The organism is Paenibacillus sp. FSL R7-0198, from assembly GCF_038000415.1.
GTDB lineage: Bacteria > Bacillota > Bacilli > Paenibacillales > Paenibacillaceae > Paenibacillus.
In genome coordinates this window covers 1,388,223-1,414,573 of sequence record NZ_JBBOCB010000001.1, presented here as the reverse complement: position 1 = coordinate 1,414,573, position 26,351 = coordinate 1,388,223, and the positions used below count along the sequence as shown (strand labels likewise).

The window sequence follows — 26,351 nt, the reverse complement described above, 5'->3', positions numbered from 1 at the left end:
TGAGATGAGGAAGGAAGTTTAAATGGATATTAGGGAGTGCCTTCCCCGCGATAAATTTGATTATGAAGCGGTGCGTAAGTTAAGTGAGTTCAGTGATGTCGAATTAAAAGTTATCATCCCAGAGCTTATGGAGTGGTTGCAAGACGGGAATTGGCCTATCTCTAAACCGGTAGAGGATCTACTATTGAGATTGGGGGAGGATTTAATTCCTCATCTCAAGGATGTATTACAAACCCAAGATCCACAGTGGGAATATTTCATTTTGGTCGGATTAATTGATCGATTACCTATATCTCATCTAAGTATGCTACAGACGGATTTGGTAAGGATACTGGAATCTCCTACACCAGATGAGGTACTTGAGGAGTTGGATGGGGTTATCGTGGAGCTTTTGGAAAAGAAGGAGGAGACCAACGAGAGATAGGCGGAGATATTAGGCTACAATCTATATGATAAACAAGCAAAACGCCATTATGATTCTATAAAAAAGGGAAAGGACTCCTCTGCCCATGGAACTATCAAGGTCTCAGCAATTAGCTCAAGAGCATGTAACCAAATATGCAAGAAGCCGCAAAAATGAGGCGGAGCAAACCATTAAGGAAATCCTTCGTATGTTCAACATCGAGCTGAAGACATTTGAAAAAGCTATCAATAAACTAAAATCTCATGCAAGTATCGCGCTACACTTTCACCCAGATCGATTAGATCCGAATATGAAAAGCGTGGCTGAGGCACTACTTGAGCAGGGGGTTTATAAAAGTCAGTTTGAAACTTTCTTATCGAATGGAAGTGTATCCGCATTTTCAGGCGGTGAACGTGACGTTTGGGAGAATAAAATGTTTGGCGGAGCGTACCAAATAAATGGCTCAACCAATAGCGAACGTCCCAAGTATGGGGCACTCAATGTCATGTTACATCCCGATGGACCTGCTCCACGTTTTGGATCATGTTACTTCCTTTTATCCACTGAGGTCTCTCAACGTTGCACGTATACATATTTGGATTCTCACCAAGACCCCGAGGAAAAGGGAACGTATGAGGAATTTGACCTTGTTTTGGCTGCTCTCATGAGGGATGTATTCTATAGTGATTTTGCCATTGGTGAAAGAAATCTAACGGTTCAAAAGTTAATCGACCATATGCTCGTCAATCTTGAGAAACCATTCCAAAATCCATCAAACCAAGAGCCAAACCGAAATCTGGACCATTATATCGAAGCTCAGGTCCATGGTGACATTTCACTTAAAGAAGACGTCAAGATGCTTGTTGCCGACCCATCATTTAAAGGCACACAAACAGGACGAATCTTAGAGCAGATTTGTTTAAAGTATTCCATTGATCTCCACTGGCACATGGGCTTTACACTATTAGTTGATGACGTTCCTATGGATTTTCGAGGTCCTTCGCTGCCTTCACTAGCCAAAAGAATTGCAAAAAGTGATTTGATTGATGCAAATATCATTGGTTCTGCAGCTATGGAATTGAAACAAAATCCAAGCCATTGGAGTGATAGAGGAACCTACAAAGAAGTTCTACAAGAGTTAAAATTACTCTGGCATGTCTTGGTGAGATATGGAAAGTCAATGGAAAAGTGAAAACGGTTTTCGAGATAAATATATTGAATACGTAGTGATGAAAATGCTAAAATACCAAATTCTTCTTCGTACTTGTTTGCGTGTCTCCTGAATCTTAATGGTTACTCAATAATAGTACTCTAACAACCTTGAGCGCCTAGCCGTTCAAGGTTGTTTTTTATCATTCAAACGGATTACACACTATAAATTTATCTATGAATCTGCTGTCACAAAAACGAACGTATGTTTTACAATTAAATTGACTTTTTGTGTCAACAACAACTATACTATTATTGTTGGCACAAAAAGTGAGGTGAAGCAATGTCCGCCAAGAAGATGGGACGTCCGTTGTCTGACAATCCCAAAAGCGAAACGATCAAAATCCGTGTTGATCAGGACATTATGAACAAGCTCGATATTTCGGCTGAGAAGCTGAATACGAATCGATCAGACATCGTTCGCAAAGGGATTGAGAAGATTTACGACGAACTCCAAAAATAAAAAAAGGAAGCAGCGTAAGTCCGACGAAGAACACCGCTGCTTCCTATCCCGCAATCACTTGTTGAATGAGCGACTGCATAAATATCCTACCATGTGTAGAACGTTCATTCAAGTGAGGTGCGAATTGATATACAGGAGGATGCACATGAATTCGATATTAGAAGCATTATATAATGGACGACTTCGACCGGATGAGATGATGATGCCGACACATCCTGAATACCAAGCGTTAGGGCGGCAGATTGCAGCTCTGACAGAGCAATGGAAGAATCGATTGAGCGATGAAGAATTCCGTGAGCTTGAACAGTTATTTGACTTGTGTGGCAGATGTGAGGGCATGCATACGGAAGCAGCGTTTGCACAAGGTTTTCGTCTGGGTGCCAACATGCTAATTGAAGTCATGAGTCAGCGTGAGGAATCGATGTTGGAATTTAACTAAGTTTAACGATGTGAGTAGAGATCAGATTTACTTTTACAGCTAAATTCTCAGGAAATGACGTGCATATAACATACTCATTTTTTATCATAAAATTGTATCAGAAGTTGATTATAACAAAGCCCTCAAATCCTCTCTGCATTCAGCAGCAGGGTTCGAGGGCTTCACTTAAACATAGAGTTAACAATTTATATCTAGGGAAAGAACCTGTTAAACAAATTGTTCCTTAATCCGCAATATTCCCCGCCATCTTCAGACGACGCGCAATTTCCTTAAAGTCTTCTTGCGAGATGCCCGGTGCGAATTCTTCCTCGACCGCAGGAGCTTCTGGAATCGGGAATCCTTCAGGTATCCCTTGGATGACTTCAAGAGGTTGTCCATCTTCGGGGTGAGTACCTTTCCAGATCTGGCCAATCGTGTTGAAATCTTTATCACTATAGGTGTACAGCTTGGTGTGTACCCCTTTTTCTTCATATTTGCGAGCCTCGTTGAAGGCTTTGTTGTTCAGTGAAGGAATAGGAACCAGCTTGGTCACATTTACGCCAGTTGCAATCTCAAGCGCCTTTGCATAAGCAACCACATGCACACCACCGCGAACAAGCAGGTAACCAACCACTTCCCGGGCGGCCGGATGATCCGTCATTTCATACACTTTCATTTTATGGGTACGGGCGCCACATTCTAGGAAGAAGTTATGCAGCAGGTCCTCGACCAAGTTGCCACTGTTGAAGACGTTTGCTCCCGTCCAGGGATTACCCATAGAGTCAAAAGGCATTGCGCCTTGTGCACCTGCCAGATAGTGATACGACAGACGAGCATCTTTCACGGAACCAAGCGGTGTATCGTCGGGTTCTCTGTACTCGGTTGAACCTCTGAGGCACTTGTTAATGCCATGAGACACGAGCTCAACATGACCCAATTCTTCGGCCGTAATACTCATGACCAGGTCATAAAAGGGCTTCAACTTTTCTTTGGATCGAAAATTAAACGATTGATAGAGGTAGTTGTTCAACGTTGACATTTCTCCGAATTTGCCGCCGAGTAATTCTTGTATGGCTGCCGCAGCATTCGGATCTGGCTTCTCGACATTGGGAATCTCAATTAGGATTTCATCCAAGCGTTTGAACATTCGGGTGTAACCTCCTCAAATTGGTATTGCAGATCGTGTAGGGTTTCAAATCGTGAAGTCACTCTGTCATGGCCTATTACACGTCTGTTGGGTTTTTTAAACAAAAAATCAACCAAATGGGACTTAAGCATCGCATAACGGATGCCCCAACTCTTCTCCCATTTGTTATTTCCAATACGGTCAAATTTATGTATAATCAAACATTCAAACGAGTCTTCACGTACAAGAGAAGAGAGTCATGAATCGATAAAGGAGTAAGAGATGAACAAGCGTTGGATACAAAAAGTTGGGATTGTAATGTTTCTAATGATTCAGATGTACATAAGCAGCGAGCCTGCCACAGCATATGTCGTTACAAACGAAGTTCAGGTGGATGAAGAAACACGGCAGTTACTTGAAAAGAAATACGGATTGGATCGTCCTCAGGAACCACAGACTCAACAACACGTTCTCTCGGGTGACTGGGGAATGAGTTTCCGGGCGGAGCCTCCTGATTCGTTTGACCGACTTGTTCATGTAGTTCCTTTTTCCCTACGGCCACTGGCCTGGATCTTTCGTTTATTCGTGTAAAATGAAACCCGGACGGGCAATATAACAGAAACATATTGTCCCAAGGAGTGAGTAAAATGAGAATGCTCATCGTTACCGTCATGTCGGTAGTTCTGAGTTTAGCCGGAATTACATCAGGCACAGGCGCCGCCATCCCTGATTATGCGAAGTGGGGAATTATTGCGGTCAAAGAAACACAGACCAAGTATAATGTGGATATTTTGGACTATAAGCATATCGGTCGTACTTCTCTAACAGCGGATCAATCACGGGAACAGTTCAAGCTATGGGTTCGTGCGAAAGACGGCAAACAATTTGCAGTTTATGTGAATGTCGATTTTAATCCATCTACACAGCAATTAAAGAAAGTACAATTTTCGGAATCGGATCGACACTGATCCGCTACTGAACTAGGTCATTACAAGTCACGTAGTTATATGAGCAGCATTATTAGAGAAACCAGACTGCCTTAATCATTAAGGTGAAAGTCTGGTTTTTTTATTTTACAAAATCCTTTTTTTACTATTGAATAAAGAACTTATGTTCGCATATAATATGAAATACAAACAAACGTTCTTATCGGAGGGATGATTATGCTAGGGAAATATATTGGCCAGATGGTGGAGCTTGTCTACATGGATCGTGCAGGGCAGATAACGCAGCGACAGATTCGAATTAACAGTGTACGTGGCGGGATGATTAGAGCATCAGCGGGAAAAGAAGGCTCACCCCGAACCTTTCTGGAGCAAGGTATTCTGGCATGGCGTCCTGTTAAGGACCTGAATGGGGAGGTAAAGTATGCTGAACGACTTTGAACGCAAGATTTTACGTATTATGGTGAACTATGCAGGACAACGGCGCAGGCTGCCGCGTATGGATGAACTGGAGACCAAGACGGGACGAAGCAAAGCTTACATTCATGAGTCATTGCTGGAGCTTGAACGCACCGGGCACATCGCGTGGGAGAACCGATCTAGTCTTGAAGGGATACAGATTTTGCAGGCATGGGAACAGGCACAACAGCCGATTCGCAAAAGCCAACCTTCCGGTGATTCCGTAAAATATTTTACGGACTATTAATTCTAATAAGAAAACGCCAACCCGGATATCCGGATCGGCGCTTACTGTGTCACACATACGACATGTGCATCTATTTTAGAAATGGGGAAGTTGGTCCAGGTTGTTGGTTGGGTCACCGTCGGCATCGCCGCGAATGTACATTTCGCCATCCTTGCCTTTAAATACATTCACACCGGCAATAGCGCCAGCCTTTACTTCTGCAAGTGCCTGCTGATAATCCAGTACACGTCCTGCTGAAGTCTGAAAAGCTGTCAGGTCACCGTCACCATTTTTCTGTACGGCTGTGAAACTCTCGCGTGTTGTTTGATCCATGATGTCACACTCTCCTTATATGACGAGATAGGAATCTGTATACCTGATTAGCCTATCCGATTTCCTCGGAAGTATGCATCATATGCTGATAAAGACCTGCCAACGCCGAGGGTTTACAGGCTCTTTCTCATACGAACATGCAGAATATCTGCATCATAAAAAGGTTCTTCTGAAATCACTTCATAGCCCAGTTTTTCATAGAATTTCTGTGCCTGACATTGCGCATCCAGTACAGAATAGGTTAGGCCGAGTTCACGTGCCAGCTCCTCCATCGCGAGCAGAAGCACTCGTCCATAACCAAATGAACGATGAGATTCAAGCACTGCGATCCGCTGCATTTTGGCCGTATCCTTGCTGTAATAGATCAGACGTCCTGTGGCTACAGCTTGGCCATCCGTACTTAACAATACATGATGCACATCCGGACTGATGACATCATATTGATCAATCTCAATCTCGGCAGGCACCTGTTGCTCGATCACAAAAACGTGATGGCGAATTTCCAGGGCTTGCTTCAGTTGTTCTTCTGTCGATACATAACTAATCTCAGCTGCCAATTCCATTCCTTCTTTCTGCTCTTGCGCGACATATCAGACTGAATTATACAAAAAAATGTTTTTCCTGTATAGTGAAGTCTGGAACATATTGGGAGAGGAGGCGGTAGTGATGGGCATGACAGGCATCATGGTAATTACATTGCTAATGTCGGCGGGAATGATTACTCTGTTGTATTACGTTACGAAGAAAGCATACTCACGCAAGTGGGATGAAGATGAGTAATTCACCTGTTAACCTTCACGGCAAGACTTCACTGCTTCCTCGCGGAGAATACACATCTTGAATTACAGATTTGGAGTATACGTCCAGCCAGACCGGCAGAGATTCACCATTTTCATTGGGCTGTTGTAATTGTTGGAATTGAACCGTATGTTCATCCCTCTCCAAGCTGCAACCAGTAACGTTTGTACTGAGAATCACAAGCCCAGCAAAGAGAAAGAAGCATTTGGTAAATGTATATTTATTGGGTTTTGACCGTTTTGTTAAGTTTCTCATAGGGAATTCACCTCGTGTTGAAATGGTAATCTTTCCTTTATTGTGCACCATTTCGGGTGAATTATAACCAAATAAATCATTGACAATGAACACGGTTACTTGATATGATACTGTTACTTGATTGGGAAACAATTATATATTATGGTCTGTTAGCTCAGCTAAGTTTAGTAGTATGGACTCGATGGATACATCTTAATTATTACAGGGCGATAGCTCAGCGGGAGAGCATTATCTTGACAGGGTAAGGGTCGTGGGTTCGATCCCCACTCGTCCTATATGTAAAATTAAAGGCAACTTCTTTTGAGAATTATATCTCAAGAGGAGTTGTTTTTTTATATAATAATATGGCTACCTCCCATAATATGTGTAGGTGGTTTTTGTTAAATATACTTAATGGTACAATTTGGATGAAATTAAGCAGTGAAGAAATAAAAATTGTCTTAAGAACTCCTTCATAAGAAGAAGACATCTATAGAAGACTTGTATTACGCTGTAGCCGATGATAATTACAATGAAGTAGTCCATTTGTAGGATCAAGGAGCCGTTCCTGCCAATTCTTCATCAATAATAGCGGCTACTCGTAATAAAAACGCTGCTTTGATAAGTCTCTTAATTCAGTCCGGTGCTGATCCAGATTACTTTTTCAGAGAAGAACCCCCATTGTTCATACTTGTTCAGGATGATGAAGTAGGGAACCTCTTTATCATCACCGCTCCAAATTGCAGTAGAATTAGGCTTAATTAACAAGATCAAGCTATTGCTAAAACACGGTGCTGACAGTAACAGGTTTGTCGAAGGAGAGAAGAGTCTACTTAAGATTGCTGAGGAATTAGGAGATACGGAAATCTATCGAATGCTCAAAGAACAGGAACATTGTTTAAGAAGGACGTTACAAAATCTGCCTTCATACAATAAATAGAATGTATCTGAGAATGAATCATTTTATTGTTATAAGCGGATTAAAAAATTGTAATTATGGCTTTTTGCAGGATTTGTTTAGGTCTATCGGGGAGAACAGAGTATCTACTAAAACTTACTACCAATGTGGTGCTAAAACTCAATTTTTCTTTAAACATTGGTATCATATGTACTTATTCATAGGATCATAACGAAGTGAACGTGGGTAATGTCTTCAATTGACCATGATTATTTATTATTGAACCGATTAAATTAATTAGAGCGGATACTAAGTTGAGTAGAGTAGTAATGGAAACAGCGGAGCGGATGAAAGGTTCCTTTCCGCTGTTTGTTTTTTTAGAACTTGCCGCTAGGCCGGATATTCCAAAAAGGCTCATTATTAAATTTATGTTTCAAGGATAACAGCGAAGCCATCATCTTAAACTATTAAAGTATAGGATTACTATTGTTCGTAAAAGAAGTTGCATTGGATTTAATTTAAATTAAAGATTACTAATCGACCACTATTAACTTCTGCAATGATGTTCACGATAGTTTTGATATACCGCAGAAGTAAATACTTCATTGCATCTTTTGCATTTGTATGATTCTACCATATCATTTGCACCACAACGTTGACCAACGCAAAAATCTCTGTCGCATAAACAATTGACACCTTTACTATGAACTTTAACATCATCATTTTGTTTGCATTTAGGACAATTATCCATTAATTTCACTCCATTATTTTCTTTTTATATTTATATACTTTACAAATTAAATTTTGTGTACTTAATATGGATCTCGATCTATAGTAGGCTTGGTTCACATGCTGTGATTTTATAACGTCATTGCGTTAATCAACATTTCATTAAATTGTACGAAAAACACTGATTCAGGCAGAAAGCTTCTTTTTAGAGATTCGACTTACCTCAACTGCGTCATTTTAATTACTGTTTATTCTCTTCAACTACAGCAATCATTTTTTCTACCCAAAAAGTTTTGAGGTATTCTTCTTTCATCGGAGCCTCCCACTCACTTAAGGCTTGATTTAACTCAGGCCAACCTTGTCTTTGGTAAGTGGGTAATAACGTTTCAATGGAATGATCAATCGGATTATCGAGGTTAAGAGCGAAAGCACCCTTTATTACATTTATAAATCTTTCTGGTAGTTCTTCTAAAGACTTTTCTCTTAAATATTCATAAGCTGAGAAAGATTTAGATGAACCTTTTTCATAGTCATTTGGCATCTCTGCTTCAAATGTATGTTGAAATACATATTTTCTGTTACCTCTTGCAAGTGCCAATTGCTCAAGTTTGTGATTAATTGTTATAACGGTCTTTAACGCAGAAGGGCTTCTTCTTTGTCCTTTTGAGTTTAATTCAGTAATGTCTAAATCATGTACGACTGAGTAATCAATACCGAAATTATTTAAAATATTGAGAACAATATACATTGTTGCTTTACCTGCACAATTTACCACAGAAGTTCTATTAAACATCTCTTGTGTTAGGATTCCGTTTTCAACTAACTTCTCACCAATGAGTTTAAATGCTACGACTTCTGTGTCACCTTCAACCAAGATTGCTCGATCTGCGAAAAAAACTTCGTTGATGTATGGATTGAACTTCAATAAGGCCTGAAAACGTTGAACATCATCTGCACCCATGTTGTAAATATCAGAACTCACTTGTGCAACATTAACCATCTTATAGCTATCTAACGACAATTTTGCTAACGTCCTATTTGGTTTTGACAAATCTATAAAGTTTGGTGAGTGGGAGGTTGCAATTACTTGGAATAAATTATCATCTGCGAGTGAATACAAGGTATCTTTGAAAATTTTCGCAATTTGCGGGTGAAGGTACAATTCAGGTTCTTCAATTGCAATAATAAGTGATCTTTTATATTGAGACTCCTCTTTTTTGTCAGTTGAGTATTTATTTTTAAACTTTCTAAAACCTTTAAGTATTGACACTATGAAGGTGCGTTGGACACCATTACCTTGAAATTCAATACCGGTTTCTATACCATTATAATTAAAAAAAGGACTGACACTAGTACTAACAATTTCGTCTATAGGTTTAACATTAACTTTAAAGTTTATCTTTGTTGAGGTTACATCATTTAGAAAACTCTGAACTTCAGACTCAAAATATTTTATCTTTTGGTCATCATGTTGATTGATTTTATTTTGAAGTAGTCTAGTTTTTTCTTCTGCTTCTGTATACTCCTCAAGGGAATGAACAATCTCTTTATAAAGTGTCGTTAGAGTCTTCATATTATCAGAATTCGTTTTAAGTTCATCACTTGCATTTTTAACAGCTGGGATATAAATCACCTCTGGAAAGACATTCAGGAAATGGGATGCATTGTTACCTCCTCCCATCTTTCCATCCCAGCCAGTTTCTTCGAGATCGTGTTCAAGAGATCCGCTAGTCTTAGAAGATCTTTTTACGTCTTGTCCATAACTATAGATTGCACGAACAATAAAACTGTTAGACTCTGAATGTATGGATGCTCTTATACCATGTAAATCAGCTTCCTCGATTGAGATATCTGAAAAAGTTGCATGAAATGAGATCGGCTCTGATGTATTATGTCTGAAATAAAAATCAGAATCTATTTTTTTGTTCGTGGAACCAAACAATTTTAACGCTTGTAATATAGTGCTTCACTACAATTGTTGGGTCCAATTACAACGGTAATATTCTCTACGTCAATACTTAATTCTTTGATGCCTTTAAAGTTTCGGATTGTAAACTTTGTTAACTTCAAATTTATCCTCTCCTCAATAATATTCTCTATTACAGTCTTCGATAATGTAGTACTAAATACCTCTTTTTGTAACAAGTTCCATAAAAAAAATAGTTCTCAAGTCATTTAATTTGTAAATTATAATTTTTCATAAGAATTTTATGGTAACACCATGGTCACGAACTCGAAAAAACAACAGGAAACGACGGTTCATCTCGATGATAAAATGAGCCGAAAGCCTCTGATATACTGATATACAAGAACTTTCTGCTACATAAGGAAACAGCCAATCTTACCTAAGTCAAACTTGACAGGGTAGGGGTAGTGGTTTGAGCCCACTAAAGATCATACATGAGAAGCCTTACATTGTAAGGCTTCTTTTCTTTTTTTACATACAAACATGAATGCGATTTGCGATAGTTTCAGTTTCTCTTCCTCTTTTTAAACAAAACTTAAATAAAACATAAATTCAGCGTAAGGTTCGTCTTCTATACTTGGTCATGAGGTCAACATAGAACAGGAGAAGGAGAGAACTTATGAATTATTCAAACCCATTTACATCAAAGTTAGCCAGAGTAGGGATCGCGGGTACACTGGCTTTAATACTGGCAACAAGCCCACTTGCCAACATGGGGGTTGTTGCCGCGGAAGCAGGCCCAGCACCTGTATCTACGAAGATATATAACACACCGAAAGACTCTTTAGAGCAGGCCCCGATTCAATACCAGATCCAGGCTCGATTAAATGAGAAGGACATGACAATCCAGGGGAGCGAGAAGGTAACGTATCACAACACAAGCAAGGATACCCTCCAGCAGCTGGTCCTGCATACATATGCTGATGCGAACCTCTCCAAGTCTACACAGGCGAGCATGTACCAACAGCATAATGAAAAGATTAGTGAAGATCACCCGGAGAAGACAGCGGAGGACTTTCTGGGTGGCATCGATATTCAGGCTGTAACCGCAGATAGTCAATCGCTGGATTTCCATAAGGAAAACCAAGCGTTGACCGTGCAGTTGAAAGAGCCCGTTCAACCAGGCGAATCGGTATCATTCCAACTGGAGTTTCAGTTGAATATACCCTATGGCTCACAGCGAGTTTCCTACTACATGGACATGATCAATTGTGCGCACTGGTTCCCGGTGATGTCTGTATACGACGAGGTTAAACATCAATGGAACAAGGCACCGTATAGTCAAACATTCGAGAGTGATTATTACACCTCGTCGGACTTTGAAGTTCAATTCAATGTTCCTGATGAGTATCAGGTAGCCATGCCGGGCACGATCACCACTCAAGACAGTACAGAACATGGTCGTAAGATTGTGTCTGCTGTAGCCGAGAATACGAGGGAGTTTGTTTTCTTTGCAAGTCCTAATCTTCAAGTGGAACGCGTTACCCGTAACGGTCTGACGGTGGAGTATTATTATTTCAACGATGACCCATCCAAGAAAAAGATAGTTGACCGGTACATTAATCAGGCATTCAAGGTCATCGATTTCTATAGTGAGAAATATGGCAAGTATCCCTATCCAGAGTTCCGAATTGTCGAGACGTATGTACAAGGCGTTGCCGTGGAGTATGCGAGGCTCATTCAGATGGGACAGATTCAAAATGGTGCTGTTCCAGAAGAAGACACAACATTTGTTCATGAAATAGCGCATCAGTGGTTCCATGCATTGATCGGTAATAACTCGGAGACAGAATCCTTCCTGGATGAAGGCTTTGCCGATTTCTCTATGGTCTATTTTGCCGAGAAACAGGGAGACAAGCTAAATGGGTTCAGATCCATACAGTTTGATACTGCGCCCGTAGATATGGCGATTGCGTCAACAAACGATGAAGCTGGGGATTTGGCAGGTTTGGTGTATTATCAGAAGGGAAGACAAGCGATCTATCAGCTTTACCGTTCCGTAGGCGAAGAGAAATTTGACGAGTTGATGAGAACATATTTCAAACGCTACGTGCATCAAAATGCAACAATAGAGGGGCTACTTCACACCATTGAAGATGTGCTTGGTAAAGAAGTACGTTCAGAAATGCAGATGGCCCTATATCAGCCTAACTTTGTCTTAAAGCCGGAATACCAATTATCACAGGAAGAGACCGCCTCCTATGTACATGACATGTTACAACAACAGTATCAGGCTGTCATGGGTATGATCCCCAATCTGCCTTATGAAGTGATGAATCGATTGATGGACAAAGTCCTTCAAGGCGAGAAATTAACCATTGTGCTCAGCGATCAGGTGAGTAAGCTTGCAACTAAACAGCAGGAAGATATGGTTAATCAGTTGACCGGATTCCTTGATATGACAGGTGTGAAGTACGACATTATAAGGGATCGCAAGGAACTGAAGCAAAAGATGAAAAAAGAGATCGGCAACAGCAACCTTATTGTCATTGGTAATGCCAAGTCAAACGGATTGGTGCAGGCTTTAAAATTCAACATTATCGATCGGACGAAACGGACGGGTTTCGCTTGGAAGAATACCATGAATCAACCTCTCGCCGCGGGTGCATATGTTATCCAACATCCATATAACCAGAATCGATTGATGCTTCATTATTTCTGGAATGAGGATCATCTGAGTGATGCGGCATTTGAAGCTTTTAAGCTGAAAATACAGGAGTCTATCGGATTCACTAACGACTTTTACCAGTACTATGTATTGGATAACCAAGGCAAGGAGAAATCCAATAAAAAAGTTGCGAATCCCATATCTTCACTTTTTGCGGAGTAATAAGTAATTGGTTTTGCAGTTTCTTTGTTCAAACAGGTTAGCCAATTCGTATTGGTTAGCCTGTTTATGTTTTATATGAAAACCAGACTTAGAATAATAGGCTGCAAGATGGGCATAATGCTTTAACAGAAAGGCAACTTCATGAATATACTTATCGGGAGAAAACAATAGGAGGGATTAATATGAAGGATCAACATTATCCGGGGGTACCAATGAAAGGGACAGTTGCTGATTACAACTGTAAAGGAAATAAAGGAATGAACAAAATGAAAGCGTATTCATATAATGCTAGAATTTGTCCTATCATTTGTATTACTCAGGAGCCAACTGCGAATGAGGGTAATGTTGTTGATTTTTCAATCCTATTAAAGGACACTTCGGATGTTCTATATTCGCGACCGGTAAATGGTAATACCCTGCTCACGAAGGAGTTGAGTTCCCATGTCTATGACTGAAAATATTGCCCAGGCAGCACTCGACGCAGCGATGAAGGCAAACAGGGCCGTTGCGCCTTATGATTATTGCGATGCAGAATCCAGACGGATGTACACGCCTCAATTTGATAAAAAAATGGACAATCCTATGTATACCGCTGCAATGGCGGGCCTTCAATCGATCTATTGGTTTCGGGCGATCAAGGTGAAGGGGCTTATCCCTGATGCAAAAGCAGATTATTATGCTACGTATTCTACCAACCATAATCACATCGGAGGAATTGGACTAGCCTACTCCAACAGCCCGGCAGGACCATGGACCAAACACGGACAGGTGTATCTCGATACTGTGGTTGGGAATTCGACGGAAACGCCATTTGTGATCTGGAACGATGAAGAACAATTGTTCTTTATGTATTATCAACAAAACGGACTGGGGATCAATCAATCAACGGCACTTGCAACCTCTGTAGACATGATTAACTGGACAAGAGTAGGTTTGATTTTGGACAAACCTCCCGGGTTCCCAGGTGATGGTCATACCGGTTACTTCTCGTGCTTCAGAAATGGCGGCAAATGGATCGGTTTTTCGGTGATGGGCGGTGGTGACTTTGGTCGTAAATGTATCTGGCATTCTCATGACGGACGTAGCTGGTTAGCTGATCCAAGACCATTAATGGGTGGTAATGATGCCACTTTAAGTGCAGGAGAAAACATTTCGAGACCCAATGCTGGTGTATTTATGTACAAAGGGAGCATGTGGTGGCTGGGTATGTTATCGGCTTATGCTTCCGGTGGAGTTACGACTGTAGCTCGGCCTGCCATTGCCAAGATCAGCGCAGACTTCCGTCAACTGTTGGACAAACCTTCAGATATATATTTTCCGGCATTGAATTGGGAAACGACCAACATGCAATCCTTGATGGTGTCCGTTATGGACGGTGTAGTGTACGTGTATTACAATACCGATCATAATATCGGTGTAGCCTATTCGGTGGGGGTGTAGAGATGATTATACGTGATGCAGCGGGTCAGATTGTGCCCTTTGGAAAGGTCCACAAACAGCTTGTGGCCGATTTTCTATACGGAACGTTACCGGATTGGGTGGAGGTTGTGGGCACCCCTACGTTTGAGCCTTTGCCCGACAGAGGGACCATAACAGTTACAACACCGGCCACGGCAGGAGCGACGGCAGAGTTGAAAATGAAACATCTGATTGACAGCTCGAAAGTAACAGCAATTGCAATTACTTTGGAAGCGCTACAATTCAACGGGAATATTGGAATATCAGTTCAGGTTGGCATTAAATCCAAGGATAGCAAGGCCGGCATCACCTTTTTTCATAACGTTAATCAGAAGTATGGTATGGTCCGAGCCTATAAAGCAGATGGAACGTACACGGATTTTAAGCAAAACATGGTTTTCTTCACCACCCAAGGTGTGGCGGGAGATGAGGCCCAGAATCGAAAAAACCTGACGGTGCTGCTCTGCACCGGGTTACAGTTCTCGGCGGGGTTTGAAAGACCTTCCGTGTGGCTTGGTGCGGATGATCAGTATGGCGGTGTTGCTGCTGACCTTAGCGGTGGGTTGTTCCAACATGGAGAACTGCAATGTCTGTTGAAACTGACAACAAGCAAGGCAGAGGCCAAGTATTTCAAATGTGCACAGATGAAAGTGGATATCTGGAGTAATTAATCAAACTGGGGAGACGCCGGAAGATGAATAAGGTGCATGATTTGAATTGGAATGACGAACAGAATAAATAGATAATCTGCATGGATCGGTAAAAAGACATACGTGCAGTAATTTGGTACCTCAACACGGACGCTTTGAAAAAGAAGTGCAGTGTTTGGGTACCTTTTTTATTTAGAGAAGCTTCATGATTGTACCGCCTGCTGCACCAGCAACGACAACAATCCACGGTGGTACTTTCCAAAAAACGAGCATTAGAAACAAAATGCATACCAGTGCAAAATCAACAGGAGTTAGGATCGCAGTTGTCCAAAGCGGATCGTACAACGACGCCAACAAAATACCTACTACGGCTGCATTAATTCCCATAAATGCTCCTTGAATTTTCGAGCTTTTACATAAAGAATTCCAGAAGGGTAATGCTCCTACGATCAGAAGGAACGCTGGCAAAAAGATAGCAATCGTTGCAACCAAAGCACCTGGGACTCCACGCATCATCGCACCTAAATAACTGGCAAAGGTGAACAATGGTCCAGGTACAGCTTGTGTTGCCCCATATCCCGCCAAAAAGTCGGACTTGTTCATCAGACCTGTTGGGACGAATTCACGTTCCAGTAACGGAAGGACAACATGCCCTCCACCAAATACAAGTGATCCTGAACGGTAGAAGCTATCAAAGAATAACAGCCATCCCGAACGATCAAAGGGTGTGAGTAACGGGAGCAGAATCAGGATTCCAAAGAACGTAACCAAACAGACGATTGCCAACTTACGACTCACAGGGACAGACAAGTCTACTGTATTAACCCCTGTCATTTTTCTAAAATGGATCATACCTATCATGCCTGCAATAACAATAAAAAGGATTGGGGTGAACGCAGTTGGCCACACAAGAGTTGCTGCTGCAGTAAAGATAGCGATGGTTGCCCTGTAACGGTCAGGAGTTAGTTTTTGCCCCATACCCAATATCGCCTGAGCGACAATAGCTACAGCAACAATTTTCAGACCGTGAATCCAGCCAGTACTGCTGATATCAAATCCTTGCATAAGGAAAGCAAACAAAACTAAAGCAATGACAGAAGGAAGTGTGAAACCAAGCCAAGCCATCAGTCCCCCCAGCAAACCGCCGCGGATGATGCCGATTCCAATCCCGACTTGACTGCTGGCAGGCCCGGGCAAAAATTGACATAACGCAACTAAATCTGCATAGCTTCGTTCATCCATCCAATTTCTACGGCGAACATATTCTTCATGAAAGTAACCAAGATGAGCGATTGGTCCTCCAAATGAAGTCAAGCCGAGTTTGGTTGATACAGCCAACACCTCAGAAAGTGCTCTGACTTTATGTTTGAGCTTGTCTGGGGTTAGAAATGAATTATTCTCCAAACGTGTTATTCCTCCTTAACGGTTCGAGTTAGGTCATCCGATGGATGAAAGTTAAGGAAGGATACATTTCCTCTACCGATAACTACATTATAATCCTCCTCATCGCTATTCATTTAAACGCAGCATTAAACTATATTATTTTTTTATATTATCTATTTACATACGCAATTTAATTGTGTACAATGTAATTGTTAGCGATACAACAGAAGTCAAAATGTAGTCAAAATAAATCTAATCAACTAAAGGAGTTTTCACAAATGAAAACATTATATGAAACAACAGTCATCAATACAGGCGGACGTCAAGGAATCGTACAATCCCCAGATAACGTGTTTATGTTGGATGTTGCTGCACCGCCTGAACTTGGAGGACAAGTGACGACAGCTACAAATCCGGAGCAGTTGTTTGCAGCAGGGTATAGTGCTTGTTTTAACTCCGCACTGGAGTTTCAATTGAAGAAACACAAAGTTGAAATTGAAAGAAGTACCGTAGCTGCTACTGTAATGTTGGTGACGGACTCTGAGGACAACGGTGTGAAGCTTCAAGTCGATTTGGAAGTTAAGATTCTCGGTCTGGATGAGGAAACAGCACAGAAGTTTGTGAAACTTGCCCATGACTACTGCCCATATTCCAAAGGAATTAAAGGGAACGTGAATGTTAACGTGGAACTGGCGTAATCATTGAAACTATTTGTTGTTAAAAGAAGCCTCCGAGAAATCGGAGGTTTTTTTGTATTATTTTGCTCCGTTGTAAGATACGTCTGCCCGGAAAAAGCAATAATAATGATTGCAATATACCTATAGGGGGTATAATGAATAATACAAATAGAATTAAAGGAGTGCAAAACATGAAAAAATATTTACTGACCCTATCGACTATATTGATTACAGGCAGTTTGATTTTGAGTGGATGTGGCAAGGAGACTCGGCAAACTATTGAAAGCAACGATGACAGTCATACAGCTGCCGCAGGTGAGATGCACCATTCTGAATCGGGAGAGCTACCGGAAGGACTGCGGGAAAAAAACAACCCCACCTTCCCAGTAGGAAGCCAGGCGCTGATGAGTGCCGACCACATGTCAGGCATGAAGGGTGCGAGAGCACAGATCGTTGGAGCATATGAAACTACGGTATATGCAGTTACGTATACACCAACAACAGGCGGAGATCCCGTGCAAAATCATAAATGGGTTATCCATGAGGAAATACAGGACCATAAGGAACAACCGTATGCGGCAGGTTCTGAGGTAGTGTTGAGCGCTGATCACATGAAAGGGATGAAGGGTGCGAAGGCCACAATTGATACTGCTGAAGAGACAACGGTATATATGGTTGATTATACCCCGACAACAGGGGGAGATTTGGTTAAGAATCACAAATGGGTCACAGAAGAAGAATTAACTGCTATCCAATAGAACCATTTGTATGAAACAGCCCTTTTTATACAGAAAAATCAATTTAATACTCAATTATGGGTTATAATGGTATTAAGATTATACAAAACTGCTGAAAGGGGAATGTACTTATGATGGATTTTAGCAAACCACCCCATGGCTCTGAGACCGATACCCACCGTCAGCGTCATCAGGAGAATGAACAGAAATACCTGTCCGGAGGCAAGAGCATTTGGTATGAAATCAGCAACTGGCTCATTCTCGGAGGTATCCTCCTTGTCATATTTTTATTATTTAAATACGTTTTCTAAATAGACACACAACCGGGCGAATCCCCATATGATGCATTACATCAGTAAGCACTTGGGGAAATGGGGAATCCGGGATGGCAAAAGCAAAAGGAAAGAAAGCTCCCGCATTAAAGAGTGACAAAATTCGTGTATCCATGAAGTTGGTCACTTCGGATGTATGTGAAAAATGCAAGACACCATGTACACGTGGCATGGATTACGCTGCACGGATGCGAATCGAAGGGGCTATAGGCAAAGGTGTTCCCTGTATCCTGACTCGCCATACTTCTTCATAACTCTTCGTATAATGCTGCATATATAACAATTATAGATCAGGGGCATCCTTTAATGAGGATCGCCTCTTTTTGTTCATTCCAAGGGGTGGAAAAAATTCTGGATAAAAAATGAAAAATGATGAAAAACAGCGCAACTTTGTGGATGAATCTGCAGTATAAATGTACAACAGCTAGCAGCAGGGGAGGGAATATTGACGGGATGAAATGGAAACGAATATTGCTTTGTGTCACGGTATTCTCCTTGCTCGGCGGGTCTTTATTGTTTGCAGATTCGGTGAACGAGAAGATTCGTGTTCTCATTAACGGCAAGGAAGCAGCGGATGGAGGTTATCTCATTGATGGAACGACCTATGTACCTGTAAGGGAAGCCGGAGGCGTCGTCAAATGGGACAGCAGTAACAAGAGAGTAACGGTGATCAAACCGAATGTACATATTTTTCTCTTCAAGGGAGACACTGTATTTGGCAACGTTAACGTAGGTAAGCTGAAATTCAATGTATTTTCACAAGTGGACAGTCTGACAGCAGATGTAGCTGCGGTGAAAGTAACGATTACCAATCCAAGCGGTCAGGTGAAGGATATCCAGTCACAGGAGCTTACGACACAGAAGGATAACTTCTGGTTCCGCACATACGATTTTACGTACGATTTCAGTCGTGCCGGCAAGTATCAAGTCGGCTTTCATATTAAAGAAAATGCAAACAGCAGCTACGTCCTGGTAGCGGAGAAAATCATTACAGCGCTGAACGATTGAAGCGAAAATTACCCTGTGAGTTAAATTGACCTGGGTCATTGAACATGTTACGATATGCAAGGTTACACAATTTCTATTTATAAAGCGAGGTATTTCAATGAGCGATCACACACATGAACACGGCGATGGCTGCGGATGCGGGCAAGACCACGACCACGACCACGAGCATGAAGAAGTCCTTCTCACATTAACAGACGAGAACGGCCAAGACGTGGAGATGGTTTTGGTGGAGACGTTTGACGTGGAGAAGCATGTTTATGCGCTCCTGCTGGAACGTAACAATCCTGAAGCTGACGGCATCATCCTGCGTATGGAAGAAGAAGACGAGGAAATGGTGCTCTACAATATTGAAGACGAAGAAGAGTGGAACCGCGTTGAAGCGGCTTACAACGAACTCGTTGCATCACAAGAATAGTCATTCTTTTGGAACATAACATGAAGGCTCCTTGATCTCAGGGGGCCTTTTGTTTGTTTTTTAAGAGTATACGAGCATTTACACCACCGATTTGAACGACAAAATAGACGGGAAAATGCAAACTCGCTTGTCCCATAAAATAAAAAAGGACCAAGCTTAAGGCTTGGTCCTTTAAGTTCATCCCATTTACAGCGCAAATGGGGTTGTTCTAGAAAATGGCATCGGCTTCCACGATCACTTTAACGTTGGTTACGCTGCGATCTTCGGGTCCTTTGACAGGCAATCCAACCTCGACATGATCGATGATGTAGTCGATGTTTTCCTGGGTGATAACCTCACCCGGTAACAGGATCGGAATTCCTGGCGGATAGACATAGATGAATTCCGAGATAATACGTCCTGCGGATTCCTTAAACGGAATCACTTCGGTATCACCGTAGAATGCATCACGTGGAGTCAGCATCAACTGTGGAATATCAGGAACTTTTACCACCAGTTCATGGGCCGGGTTAACTTGATAATAGGTACGGGATAGATCCTGCAAAGCGTTTAGCAAGATATCCACGCTATCATCTGTATCTCCTGGCGTGATGAGACACAGAATATTGTACATATCACTAAGTTCAACCTCGATGTTGTAATGTTCACGCAGCCAGTTCTCTGTCTCATACCCTGTAATACCCAGATGGCGAACATGGATCGTTACTTTGGTTGGATCATAGTTGAAGGTCGCTTCTGTGCCCAGCAACTCTCTACCGAAGCAATACAGGCCATCCATATCGTTGATCGAACGTCTGGCAAACTCAGCTAGTTCAATCGCCTTCTGTGCAATCTCACGACCGTGGAGTGCCAGGTTACGTCTTGATGTATCGAGTGAAGCAAGCAAAATGTATGAAGTTGATGTAGAGGTGAGCAGACTCAGGATCGTCTGTACACGCTGTGGATTCACGAACCCATTCTTTGTGTTCAGGTTGAGTACGGAACTCTGTGTCATGGAGCCACCAAGCTTGTGAACACTGGTTGCAGCCATATCGGCACCTGCTGCCATCGCAGACAACGGCAGATCCTCATGGAAATGAATGAGTACGCCATGTGCTTCATCAACGAGGACAGGGACTTGATAGCTGTGTGCCAGCTCAACTATTTCTTTAAGATCTGTAACCACGCCGTAATAGGTCGGGTTAATTACAAGCAATGCCTTGGCATCAGGATGACGCTCAAGTGCGCGACGGATAGACTGTGTAGTCACTCCATGGTCAATGCCCAGATTGGCATCTTGTGAAGGAGACACAAATACGGGTTTGGCGCCTGAGAAAATAATGGCGGACAGAACCGATTTATGCACATTACGGGGCACAATAATTTTGTCACCCGGTGAACATACAGACAGAATCATGGTCATAATGGCACTGCTTGTGCCTTGTACACTAAAATAGGTATAATCGGCTCCGAAGGCATCTGCTGCCAAAATCTGTGCTTCCTGAATGACACCGGTTGGCTGATGCAGGTCATCCAACGGTGCGATGTTAATCAAATCTATGGAGAAGGCATTATCGCCAATAAATTCACGGAATTCGGTATCCGCTCCCAATCCTTTTTTATGGCCCGGAATATGAAACTGTACCGGATTGAGTGCCGCATGATTTTTTAAAGCGGTAAACAGCGGCGTACGGTGGTGATTCATCAGTGCTGTCACAACCCTTCCTAATAAAATTGGTAAACAAAGATGAGTATAGCAAATTAAGAACCGAATGCAACAGTATAATCGACAATTTTTTGAATTGCCGAGATTTGGACACATTCCCCACGGTTACACTAAGGATAGGGAATAGGCAATTGAACGGCGAAAGGGGAAAAAGAATGCAAACCGATACAAAACCAGCCAAAATTTTGCGATCACCATTTTTTATCGCGATGTGGCTGACACTTTTTCTAGTTGAAATTATCAAAGGGGCCCTGTTGGTAGCTGTTTTGCCCGTCTATATGGACAATATACTGGGTCTGTCTGCAGGCGTCATTGGTGTGGCATTTGCTCTTCAATATCTGGGAGATAATCTGTTCCGGGCGCCTTCCGGCTGGGCAGCAGAACGGATCGGGTTCCGCGCAACGATGGTTACAGCACTAATCTGTACCTTAATCGCTGTTATTATGATCCTTTTTCTCAAAAGTGCCTTTGGACTGGCCATGGCCTGTCTCATTCTTGGCATTGGTACGTCACCGCTCTGGCCTTGCGCCATGACAGGGGTGACGGCGATGTCTGGCCCACAGAACAAGAATGGTACAGCAATGGGGGCGCTGGAGATGGCCGCTCTGGGCGGTACAGGCCTTGGACCAATCGGCATGAACTGGTTGCTGGAGCGCACGCATCATGATTATCGAACTATATTCCTCGTGTTGATGGGTTGTGCCATTCTCGTTATTCTGGTGGCCATGATTCTTCCTGGACGTGTCATTGTTGAAGGAGAGCATGCCGAGCAAGCAGCGAAGAATAGTGATGTGAAATATCCAGCCAAACCGAATCTGCTCACGCCGTTCATCCGGTTGCAAAAGAGTGTGAAGGGTACACTACAACGGGTACGCAGCACACTTAATGTTAATCCACTTGTGTATCCTGCCTTGTTTATGCAGTCGTTTGTCATTGGTTTGCTTAGTCCAGTAATCACGCTATATACACGCACAGATCTGCACATCTCACCGAACCTTTACAGTTTGTTGCTGATTGCGGGAGGTGGAATAACCGTTATTGCCTTACTGCCTGTAGGTAAAATGGTAGACAGGTTTGGCACGAAACCGTTCCTGAACGTTGGTTTTTTGATGGCGGCGGCGAGTCTGTTCGCATTCTCCTCCATAACATCCATTCCGGTGGTGTTTGGTGTTGTCATGTTGGTGGGCATCAGTTATGCCATGATTCTGCCCGCCTGGAATGCTTTTGTAGCCACACTGATTCCCAAAGGGGAGCGGGGAGCAATCTGGGGATTCTTCCTTACATTGCAAGGATCAGGCATGGTTGTAGGCCCCATTGTTTCCGGACTGCTGTGGGACCACGTTAGCCATCCGGCTCCATTCATTGGCAGTGCCATCGTCATGGCAGGACTTGCCGTTGTGCACTTTGTGTTATCCCGCAATCCGTTTCGCACCGCTCCAGCCAAATAAGTGAAAGAAAAGGGAGTTCCGTTAACCATCATGGTTGTGGAACTCCCTTTTTGGCGTCCGTTATATCATGATAATCGGGGGCTTGCCCCTGTGCGTCTGCGGAAAGCTGCAATCCGGCGGTCCTTTCGGTGAAAAATAGTCAAATAACCAAGTACCCTTACATAAAATGAAGTATAAAATAGGGTAAGCCGATTGAGTAGAAGCGATTGAAGACGAGGGCCGGAGTTGATCCGGTACAGATGGAGGGAGTGCCGTGAATAAGAGTTATGAAGTTGAATATTGCAATCTGGAGCTGCGGTTCAACCGTCGGCATATCCAAAATTTGATCAGAGACCTTATTCGTGAGGGATATTCACTATATTGGAGCGAGGACGAATCCTTTTTTATCCTGTCAGTCCGGACCGGCCGCAAGCTGGTAAAGCTCCGCTTTCAACAGACACGCACAGGGAACTACAAGATGACTGGGGATTATATCATTAAGGATGCAAAACTTGCAGAGTGGCTGGAAAAGCTGATTGGAGATACACGCGGGCATGCAGTTGTGAAGCGGTTCAAGGATCAGCAGATGACCGTGGAGAATATTTTATTCGGTGAAGTTATTCGGCTCGTGGAAGTGTCCGGGTTCAAGCAGCGTGTCATTTTTCAAAAGGAACCTGCGCCGACGGCGGAAGAGATGGAAGAAATGTTCCTCTCGCGTGAAGGTGAGGAGAGGCTCATGTTGTTGCGCATGGAAGTGGACGATGAACTGGAGCGCCTGTATACGGCTGTTCAGCTGAATAATACGGAAAAGGCAAATGCCTGCCGCGAAGCATTGAAACAGTTGTCTGGACATCTGTTAATGCTGGAAGGTTGATGAATATTTCTTTTGAAAGTCATCTATACCAAAGCCCCGGCGGAAGCCAGGGCTCTATTTTTGTGCCTGACGGGCATCACGGACGACAGGGGTTGATGATGGAATATTGCGAGCTTTCAATCCAGGCATCAAATTCATCCAATCCTTTGGTGAGCAATAGGTTGGCTTCAAAAGAAGTGATGGGTACTGCCCACAGTAATGCTATCGTTTCATGACCCACTTGAATCTGTTCAAGGGATTCTTTTTCTCCCCGCAATTCATCAATGAGAAAGGCAGTCGCATTCCATCGGGCTGGTGCTAATTCGCTTGATTCCATCACACGGGGAACCGTTGAATCCGGCACATTTTCGATGTGATGGGAGATCAGATCGACCAGGTAGGTGTTGACACGCCCCACCTCTTCACCGCCAAGATCCGGTTGCAGCGCAAGCATCCATTCAGCAGCTACAAGCTCTCCTGAGGGCCGCATTGCCTGAGACAACCCAACCGTCACGAATCTTGCGATGCCAGATTGAATTGTGGCAGGAAAATAATAGATTTCTACATGAATGTTTCTTTCTGGCTTCGAAAGAATGATCCTGAGTTCTGGCACCCCCCATTCATTCATATACGCCCCCAGAAGAAATGTTCTTCGAATATCCAGGGAAAACCGTTCCTCTTTTGAGAGCTGCTCTAAGGCCATTATGTACACTCCTCCTTTTTGTTCGAATTTCATTGGATATAATTATAACATTGTACAATACAATATTGGTTTAATTGGATTACTCTGGCATGATGTATTATCTTCACGGTTCTATTTATGAAAATACGATGAACACCTCAGCAGATTGAAGTGTTTTCTCGTTGCGTAGCTGTGCCACGGGGTTCACTTCTATACATAAAACCGTTAAAATGGGAGTATTGTTGAGAATTTATTTCAATAAAATTAATTGGAGCAAAGGATGGAGGACCAGATGACAAAACAACAAATTGGCGTAATTGGCCTGGCTGTCATGGGCAAAAATTTGGCCCTTAACATTGAAAGCAAAGGTTTCTCAGTATCGGTATATAACCGTTCCCCGGAGAAAACCAATGATCTTCTGAAAGAAGCTGAAGGTAAAAGCCTGACAGGCTCATTCTCCATTGAAGAGTTCGTAGCATCCCTGGAATCCCCGCGCAAAATTTTGATCATGGTACAAGCCGGCAAAGCGACCGACGCTACCATTGAACAACTGCTTCCTCACCTGGATGAGGGCGACATCATCATTGATGGAGGGAACGCATACTTCCCTGACACGCAACGTCGCAGCAAAGAGTTGGAAGACAAAGGCATTCGCTTCATCGGTACAGGTGTATCCGGTGGTGAAGAAGGTGCACTGAAAGGCCCTTCCATCATGCCAGGTGGACAGGAAAGTGCTTATAAACTGGTTGAACCGATCCTGACGGCGATCTCGGCCAAAGTCGGTGACGATCCATGTTGTACATATATTGGACCTGACGGTGCCGGACACTATGTGAAAATGGTGCATAACGGTATCGAGTACGGAGATATGCAGTTGATTGGTGAAGCTTATCACTTGCTCAAATCCGTATTGAACGTTTCCGTTGAAGAGTTGCATGAAATCTTCACCGAGTGGAATCAAGGAGAGCTGGATAGCTACCTGATCGAAATCACAGCAGATATCTTCTCCAAATATGATCCAGAAACAGGAAAACCAATGGTTGACGTTATTCTGGATGCGGCTGGACAAAAAGGAACAGGTAAATGGACAAGCCAAAGTGCGCTGGATCTCGGCGTACCATTGTCCATGATTACGGAATCCGTATTCTCTCGTTTCCTGTCTGCCATGAAGGACGAGCGTGTAGCAGCTAGCAAAATCCTGAATGGACCAGCGACTGAAGCGTTCTCCGGCGACAAAAAAGCATTTATCGAGAGCGTGCGTAAAGCCCTCTTTGCAAGCAAAATCGTATCCTACGCACAAGGATTTGCACAAATGCGTGCAGCTTCCGACGAGTATGGCTGGGATCTGAAATACGGCAACATTGCCATGATCTTCCGCGGTGGCTGCATCATCCGTTCGCAGTTCCTGCAAAACATCAAGGAAGCTTATGATAAAGACGCAGCTCTGAAAAACTTGCTCTTGGATCCTTACTTCCAAAACATCGTTGAATCTTATCAAGGCGCATGGCGTGAAGTTGTAGCGGCTGCTGTAAAACAAGGTGTTCCGGTACCTGGCTTCTCCAGCGCACTGTCTTACTACGACAGCTACCGTACAGAGCGTTTGCCAGCAAACTTGCTGCAAGCTCAACGTGACTACTTCGGTGCTCACACGTTCAAACGTGTGGACAAAGAAGGCAGCTTCCACCACAACTGGATGGAGTAGTACCACATATACAAGTCTATTAGATTTGGTCAAAGTGCCCTTAAGCAGGAGGTTTGGCCTGCTAATAGGTTCAAAAGAGGTTTGGCGTTCCGGTGATTGCCGGTTAACGCCAGGCCTCTTTTTTTACTTGTTATACAGTAATAGTGTTGATGTAGAAGATATGTAGCTGATTCTAGACCTAATGAACATGAGACACGCTATTTTGGCAAAATGAGTCGGTTCTATTTTTTAACGAACTCAGAAGGCCCTATTTCGATAATTTGCAGCGAAATTTCGGTGTTTTGAC

At 42.9% G+C, this 26,351-nt stretch carries 29 protein-coding genes and 1 tRNA gene; 22 read left to right on the top strand and 8 right to left on the bottom strand.

What is annotated here, in order from left to right:
* Positions 1-22 precede the first annotated feature (22 nt).
* The 4 genes from MKY87_RS06000 to MKY87_RS05985 all read left to right on the top strand — a co-directional run bounded on the left by MKY87_RS06000 (position 23) and on the right by MKY87_RS05985 (position 2,514).
* Positions 23-424, top strand: a complete 402-nt coding sequence (locus MKY87_RS06000; protein ID WP_340963358.1) for a DUF5071 domain-containing protein — start codon at positions 23-25, stop codon at positions 422-424.
* Positions 425-509: 85 nt separating this feature from the next.
* Positions 510-1,595 (top strand): DUF3626 domain-containing protein, encoded by a 1,086-nt coding sequence (locus MKY87_RS05995; RefSeq protein ID WP_340963355.1) that lies wholly within the window; start codon positions 510-512, stop codon positions 1,593-1,595.
* A 300-nt stretch (positions 1,596-1,895) separates the two neighbouring features.
* Positions 1,896-2,075 (top strand): ribbon-helix-helix protein, CopG family, encoded by a 180-nt coding sequence (locus MKY87_RS05990; RefSeq protein ID WP_340963354.1) that lies wholly within the window; start codon positions 1,896-1,898, stop codon positions 2,073-2,075.
* Positions 2,076-2,220: 145 nt separating this feature from the next.
* Complete coding sequence (locus MKY87_RS05985) at positions 2,221-2,514, top strand: DUF6809 family protein (protein WP_340963351.1); 294 nt, start codon at positions 2,221-2,223, stop codon at positions 2,512-2,514.
* 223 nt (positions 2,515-2,737) lie between these two features.
* Here MKY87_RS05985 and MKY87_RS05980 read toward each other — a convergent pair whose 3' ends face one another.
* Positions 2,738-3,640 (bottom strand): manganese catalase family protein, encoded by a 903-nt coding sequence (locus MKY87_RS05980; protein WP_340963349.1) that lies wholly within the window; start codon positions 3,638-3,640, stop codon positions 2,738-2,740.
* Between the two features lie 261 nt (positions 3,641-3,901).
* Between MKY87_RS05980 and MKY87_RS05975 the strand changes: the two genes are divergently transcribed.
* From MKY87_RS05975 to MKY87_RS05960, 4 genes are all read left to right on the top strand, one after another.
* Positions 3,902-4,210: a hypothetical protein gene (locus MKY87_RS05975; RefSeq protein ID WP_340963347.1), complete on the top strand. Its 309-nt coding sequence runs from the start codon at positions 3,902-3,904 to the stop codon at positions 4,208-4,210.
* A 56-nt stretch (positions 4,211-4,266) separates the two neighbouring features.
* Positions 4,267-4,587 carry a DUF3889 domain-containing protein gene (locus MKY87_RS05970; RefSeq protein ID WP_036614744.1) on the top strand — a complete coding sequence of 107 codons (321 nt, stop codon included), beginning with the start codon at positions 4,267-4,269 and terminating at the stop codon, positions 4,585-4,587.
* 195 nt (positions 4,588-4,782) lie between these two features.
* Positions 4,783-5,004 (top strand): hypothetical protein, encoded by a 222-nt coding sequence (locus MKY87_RS05965; RefSeq protein WP_076328059.1) that lies wholly within the window; start codon positions 4,783-4,785, stop codon positions 5,002-5,004.
* On the top strand, positions 4,988-5,269 hold the full coding sequence (locus tag MKY87_RS05960) for a hypothetical protein (protein ID WP_076328058.1): 282 nt from the start codon (positions 4,988-4,990) through the stop codon (positions 5,267-5,269). Before MKY87_RS05965 ends, MKY87_RS05960 begins: the two co-directional genes overlap by 17 nt.
* Positions 5,270-5,344: 75 nt before the next feature.
* Here the strand turns inward: MKY87_RS05960 and MKY87_RS05955 are convergent, their stop codons facing one another.
* From MKY87_RS05955 to MKY87_RS05945, 3 genes are all read right to left on the bottom strand, one after another.
* Positions 5,345-5,581 carry a DUF3892 domain-containing protein gene (locus tag MKY87_RS05955; protein ID WP_017687389.1) on the bottom strand — a complete coding sequence of 79 codons (237 nt, stop codon included), beginning with the start codon at positions 5,579-5,581 and terminating at the stop codon, positions 5,345-5,347.
* Positions 5,582-5,694: 113 nt separating this feature from the next.
* The gene (locus MKY87_RS05950; RefSeq protein WP_338595004.1) at positions 5,695-6,138 is read right to left on the bottom strand and encodes a GNAT family N-acetyltransferase; all 444 of its coding nucleotides are present in this window, start codon (positions 6,136-6,138) and stop codon (positions 5,695-5,697) included.
* Between the two features lie 238 nt (positions 6,139-6,376).
* The gene (locus MKY87_RS05945) at positions 6,377-6,634 is read right to left on the bottom strand and encodes a hypothetical protein (RefSeq protein ID WP_340963344.1); all 258 of its coding nucleotides are present in this window, start codon (positions 6,632-6,634) and stop codon (positions 6,377-6,379) included.
* A gap of 203 nt (positions 6,635-6,837) precedes the next feature.
* On the opposite strand from MKY87_RS05945, the gene MKY87_RS05940 reads away from it, so the two are divergent.
* Positions 6,838-6,909: transfer RNA gene (locus MKY87_RS05940), tRNA-Val, on the top strand.
* Between the two features lie 1,572 nt (positions 6,910-8,481).
* Here MKY87_RS05940 and MKY87_RS05935 read toward each other — a convergent pair.
* Positions 8,482-10,182, bottom strand: a complete 1,701-nt coding sequence (locus MKY87_RS05935) for an ATP-dependent nuclease (RefSeq protein ID WP_340963341.1) — start codon at positions 10,180-10,182, stop codon at positions 8,482-8,484.
* Between the two features lie 643 nt (positions 10,183-10,825).
* On the opposite strand from MKY87_RS05935, the gene MKY87_RS05930 reads away from it, so the two are divergent.
* The 4 genes from MKY87_RS05930 to MKY87_RS05915 all read left to right on the top strand — a co-directional run bounded on the left by MKY87_RS05930 (position 10,826) and on the right by MKY87_RS05915 (position 15,165).
* Positions 10,826-13,036, top strand: coding sequence for a M1 family metallopeptidase (locus tag MKY87_RS05930; protein WP_340963339.1), 2,211 nt, complete (start codon positions 10,826-10,828; stop codon positions 13,034-13,036).
* 182 nt (positions 13,037-13,218) lie between these two features.
* Positions 13,219-13,491 carry a hypothetical protein gene (locus MKY87_RS05925; RefSeq protein ID WP_338587901.1) on the top strand — a complete coding sequence of 91 codons (273 nt, stop codon included), beginning with the start codon at positions 13,219-13,221 and terminating at the stop codon, positions 13,489-13,491.
* Entirely contained in the window at positions 13,478-14,476 is a 999-nt protein-coding gene (locus MKY87_RS05920; protein ID WP_340963338.1) for a hypothetical protein, read from the top strand. Before MKY87_RS05925 ends, MKY87_RS05920 begins: the two co-directional genes overlap by 14 nt.
* A gap of 2 nt (positions 14,477-14,478) precedes the next feature.
* On the top strand, positions 14,479-15,165 hold the full coding sequence (locus MKY87_RS05915) for a hypothetical protein (protein ID WP_253439166.1): 687 nt from the start codon (positions 14,479-14,481) through the stop codon (positions 15,163-15,165).
* A gap of 171 nt (positions 15,166-15,336) precedes the next feature.
* Here MKY87_RS05915 and MKY87_RS05910 read toward each other — a convergent pair whose 3' ends face one another.
* The gene (locus tag MKY87_RS05910) at positions 15,337-16,548 is read right to left on the bottom strand and encodes a chromate transporter (RefSeq protein WP_340963335.1); all 1,212 of its coding nucleotides are present in this window, start codon (positions 16,546-16,548) and stop codon (positions 15,337-15,339) included.
* 257 nt (positions 16,549-16,805) lie between these two features.
* Here MKY87_RS05910 and MKY87_RS05905 point away from each other — a divergent pair, with 257 nt between their 5' ends.
* From MKY87_RS05905 to MKY87_RS05880, 6 genes are all read left to right on the top strand, one after another.
* Positions 16,806-17,225, top strand: coding sequence for an organic hydroperoxide resistance protein (locus MKY87_RS05905; RefSeq protein WP_017687397.1), 420 nt, complete (start codon positions 16,806-16,808; stop codon positions 17,223-17,225).
* A 170-nt stretch (positions 17,226-17,395) separates the two neighbouring features.
* A complete protein-coding gene (locus tag MKY87_RS05900; protein ID WP_339790341.1) occupies positions 17,396-17,962 on the top strand; it encodes a YdhK family protein in 567 nt (188 codons plus the stop codon).
* Between the two features lie 110 nt (positions 17,963-18,072).
* Entirely contained in the window at positions 18,073-18,252 is a 180-nt protein-coding gene (locus MKY87_RS05895) for a hypothetical protein (RefSeq protein WP_017687398.1), read from the top strand.
* 74 nt (positions 18,253-18,326) lie between these two features.
* A complete protein-coding gene (locus tag MKY87_RS05890; RefSeq protein ID WP_338587893.1) occupies positions 18,327-18,527 on the top strand; it encodes a hypothetical protein in 201 nt (66 codons plus the stop codon).
* 199 nt (positions 18,528-18,726) lie between these two features.
* On the top strand, positions 18,727-19,281 hold the full coding sequence (locus MKY87_RS05885) for a copper amine oxidase (protein WP_036614723.1): 555 nt from the start codon (positions 18,727-18,729) through the stop codon (positions 19,279-19,281).
* Between the two features lie 97 nt (positions 19,282-19,378).
* Positions 19,379-19,696, top strand: coding sequence for a DUF1292 domain-containing protein (locus tag MKY87_RS05880; protein WP_036614722.1), 318 nt, complete (start codon positions 19,379-19,381; stop codon positions 19,694-19,696).
* 208 nt (positions 19,697-19,904) lie between these two features.
* On the opposite strand, the gene MKY87_RS05875 is transcribed toward MKY87_RS05880, so the two are convergent.
* Positions 19,905-21,380, bottom strand: coding sequence for an aminotransferase class I/II-fold pyridoxal phosphate-dependent enzyme (locus MKY87_RS05875; protein ID WP_047844430.1), 1,476 nt, complete (start codon positions 21,378-21,380; stop codon positions 19,905-19,907).
* 176 nt (positions 21,381-21,556) lie between these two features.
* Here MKY87_RS05875 and MKY87_RS05870 point away from each other — a divergent pair, with 176 nt between their 5' ends.
* Positions 21,557-22,849, top strand: coding sequence for an MFS transporter (locus MKY87_RS05870; protein WP_133385500.1), 1,293 nt, complete (start codon positions 21,557-21,559; stop codon positions 22,847-22,849).
* 253 nt (positions 22,850-23,102) lie between these two features.
* Entirely contained in the window at positions 23,103-23,702 is a 600-nt protein-coding gene (locus tag MKY87_RS05865) for a hypothetical protein (protein ID WP_091028595.1), read from the top strand.
* A gap of 76 nt (positions 23,703-23,778) precedes the next feature.
* Here the strand turns inward: MKY87_RS05865 and MKY87_RS05860 are convergent, their stop codons facing one another.
* Positions 23,779-24,384: a suppressor of fused domain protein gene (locus MKY87_RS05860; protein WP_340963332.1), complete on the bottom strand. Its 606-nt coding sequence runs from the start codon at positions 24,382-24,384 to the stop codon at positions 23,779-23,781.
* Between the two features lie 271 nt (positions 24,385-24,655).
* On the opposite strand from MKY87_RS05860, the gene gndA reads away from it, so the two are divergent.
* The gene (gene gndA, locus MKY87_RS05855) at positions 24,656-26,065 is read left to right on the top strand and encodes an NADP-dependent phosphogluconate dehydrogenase (RefSeq protein WP_340963329.1); all 1,410 of its coding nucleotides are present in this window, start codon (positions 24,656-24,658) and stop codon (positions 26,063-26,065) included.
* The last annotated feature ends 286 nt before the right edge of the window (positions 26,066-26,351 follow it).

Coding starts and splice junctions, on each gene's coding strand:
- MKY87_RS06000 (WP_340963358.1), top strand. CDS start 23: ATGGATATTAGGGAGTGCCTTCCCCGCGATAAATTTGATTATGAAGCG.
- MKY87_RS05995 (WP_340963355.1), top strand. CDS start 510: ATGGAACTATCAAGGTCTCAGCAATTAGCTCAAGAGCATGTAACCAAA.
- MKY87_RS05990 (WP_340963354.1), top strand. CDS start 1,896: ATGTCCGCCAAGAAGATGGGACGTCCGTTGTCTGACAATCCCAAAAGC.
- MKY87_RS05985 (WP_340963351.1), top strand. CDS start 2,221: ATGAATTCGATATTAGAAGCATTATATAATGGACGACTTCGACCGGAT.
- MKY87_RS05980 (WP_340963349.1), bottom strand. CDS start 3,640: ATGTTCAAACGCTTGGATGAAATCCTAATTGAGATTCCCAATGTCGAG.
- MKY87_RS05975 (WP_340963347.1), top strand. CDS start 3,902: ATGAACAAGCGTTGGATACAAAAAGTTGGGATTGTAATGTTTCTAATG.
- MKY87_RS05970 (WP_036614744.1), top strand. CDS start 4,267: ATGAGAATGCTCATCGTTACCGTCATGTCGGTAGTTCTGAGTTTAGCC.
- MKY87_RS05965 (WP_076328059.1), top strand. CDS start 4,783: ATGCTAGGGAAATATATTGGCCAGATGGTGGAGCTTGTCTACATGGAT.
- MKY87_RS05960 (WP_076328058.1), top strand. CDS start 4,988: ATGCTGAACGACTTTGAACGCAAGATTTTACGTATTATGGTGAACTAT.
- MKY87_RS05955 (WP_017687389.1), bottom strand. CDS start 5,581: ATGGATCAAACAACACGCGAGAGTTTCACAGCCGTACAGAAAAATGGT.
- MKY87_RS05945 (WP_340963344.1), bottom strand. CDS start 6,634: ATGAGAAACTTAACAAAACGGTCAAAACCCAATAAATATACATTTACC.
- MKY87_RS05930 (WP_340963339.1), top strand. CDS start 10,826: ATGAATTATTCAAACCCATTTACATCAAAGTTAGCCAGAGTAGGGATC.
- MKY87_RS05925 (WP_338587901.1), top strand. CDS start 13,219: ATGAAGGATCAACATTATCCGGGGGTACCAATGAAAGGGACAGTTGCT.
- MKY87_RS05920 (WP_340963338.1), top strand. CDS start 13,478: ATGTCTATGACTGAAAATATTGCCCAGGCAGCACTCGACGCAGCGATG.
- MKY87_RS05915 (WP_253439166.1), top strand. CDS start 14,479: ATGATTATACGTGATGCAGCGGGTCAGATTGTGCCCTTTGGAAAGGTC.
- MKY87_RS05905 (WP_017687397.1), top strand. CDS start 16,806: ATGAAAACATTATATGAAACAACAGTCATCAATACAGGCGGACGTCAA.
- MKY87_RS05900 (WP_339790341.1), top strand. CDS start 17,396: ATGAAAAAATATTTACTGACCCTATCGACTATATTGATTACAGGCAGT.
- MKY87_RS05895 (WP_017687398.1), top strand. CDS start 18,073: ATGATGGATTTTAGCAAACCACCCCATGGCTCTGAGACCGATACCCAC.
- MKY87_RS05890 (WP_338587893.1), top strand. CDS start 18,327: ATGGCAAAAGCAAAAGGAAAGAAAGCTCCCGCATTAAAGAGTGACAAA.
- MKY87_RS05885 (WP_036614723.1), top strand. CDS start 18,727: ATGAAATGGAAACGAATATTGCTTTGTGTCACGGTATTCTCCTTGCTC.
- MKY87_RS05880 (WP_036614722.1), top strand. CDS start 19,379: ATGAGCGATCACACACATGAACACGGCGATGGCTGCGGATGCGGGCAA.
- MKY87_RS05875 (WP_047844430.1), bottom strand. CDS start 21,380: ATGAATCACCACCGTACGCCGCTGTTTACCGCTTTAAAAAATCATGCG.
- MKY87_RS05870 (WP_133385500.1), top strand. CDS start 21,557: ATGCAAACCGATACAAAACCAGCCAAAATTTTGCGATCACCATTTTTT.
- MKY87_RS05860 (WP_340963332.1), bottom strand. CDS start 24,384: ATGGCCTTAGAGCAGCTCTCAAAAGAGGAACGGTTTTCCCTGGATATT.
- gndA (WP_340963329.1), top strand. CDS start 24,656: ATGACAAAACAACAAATTGGCGTAATTGGCCTGGCTGTCATGGGCAAA.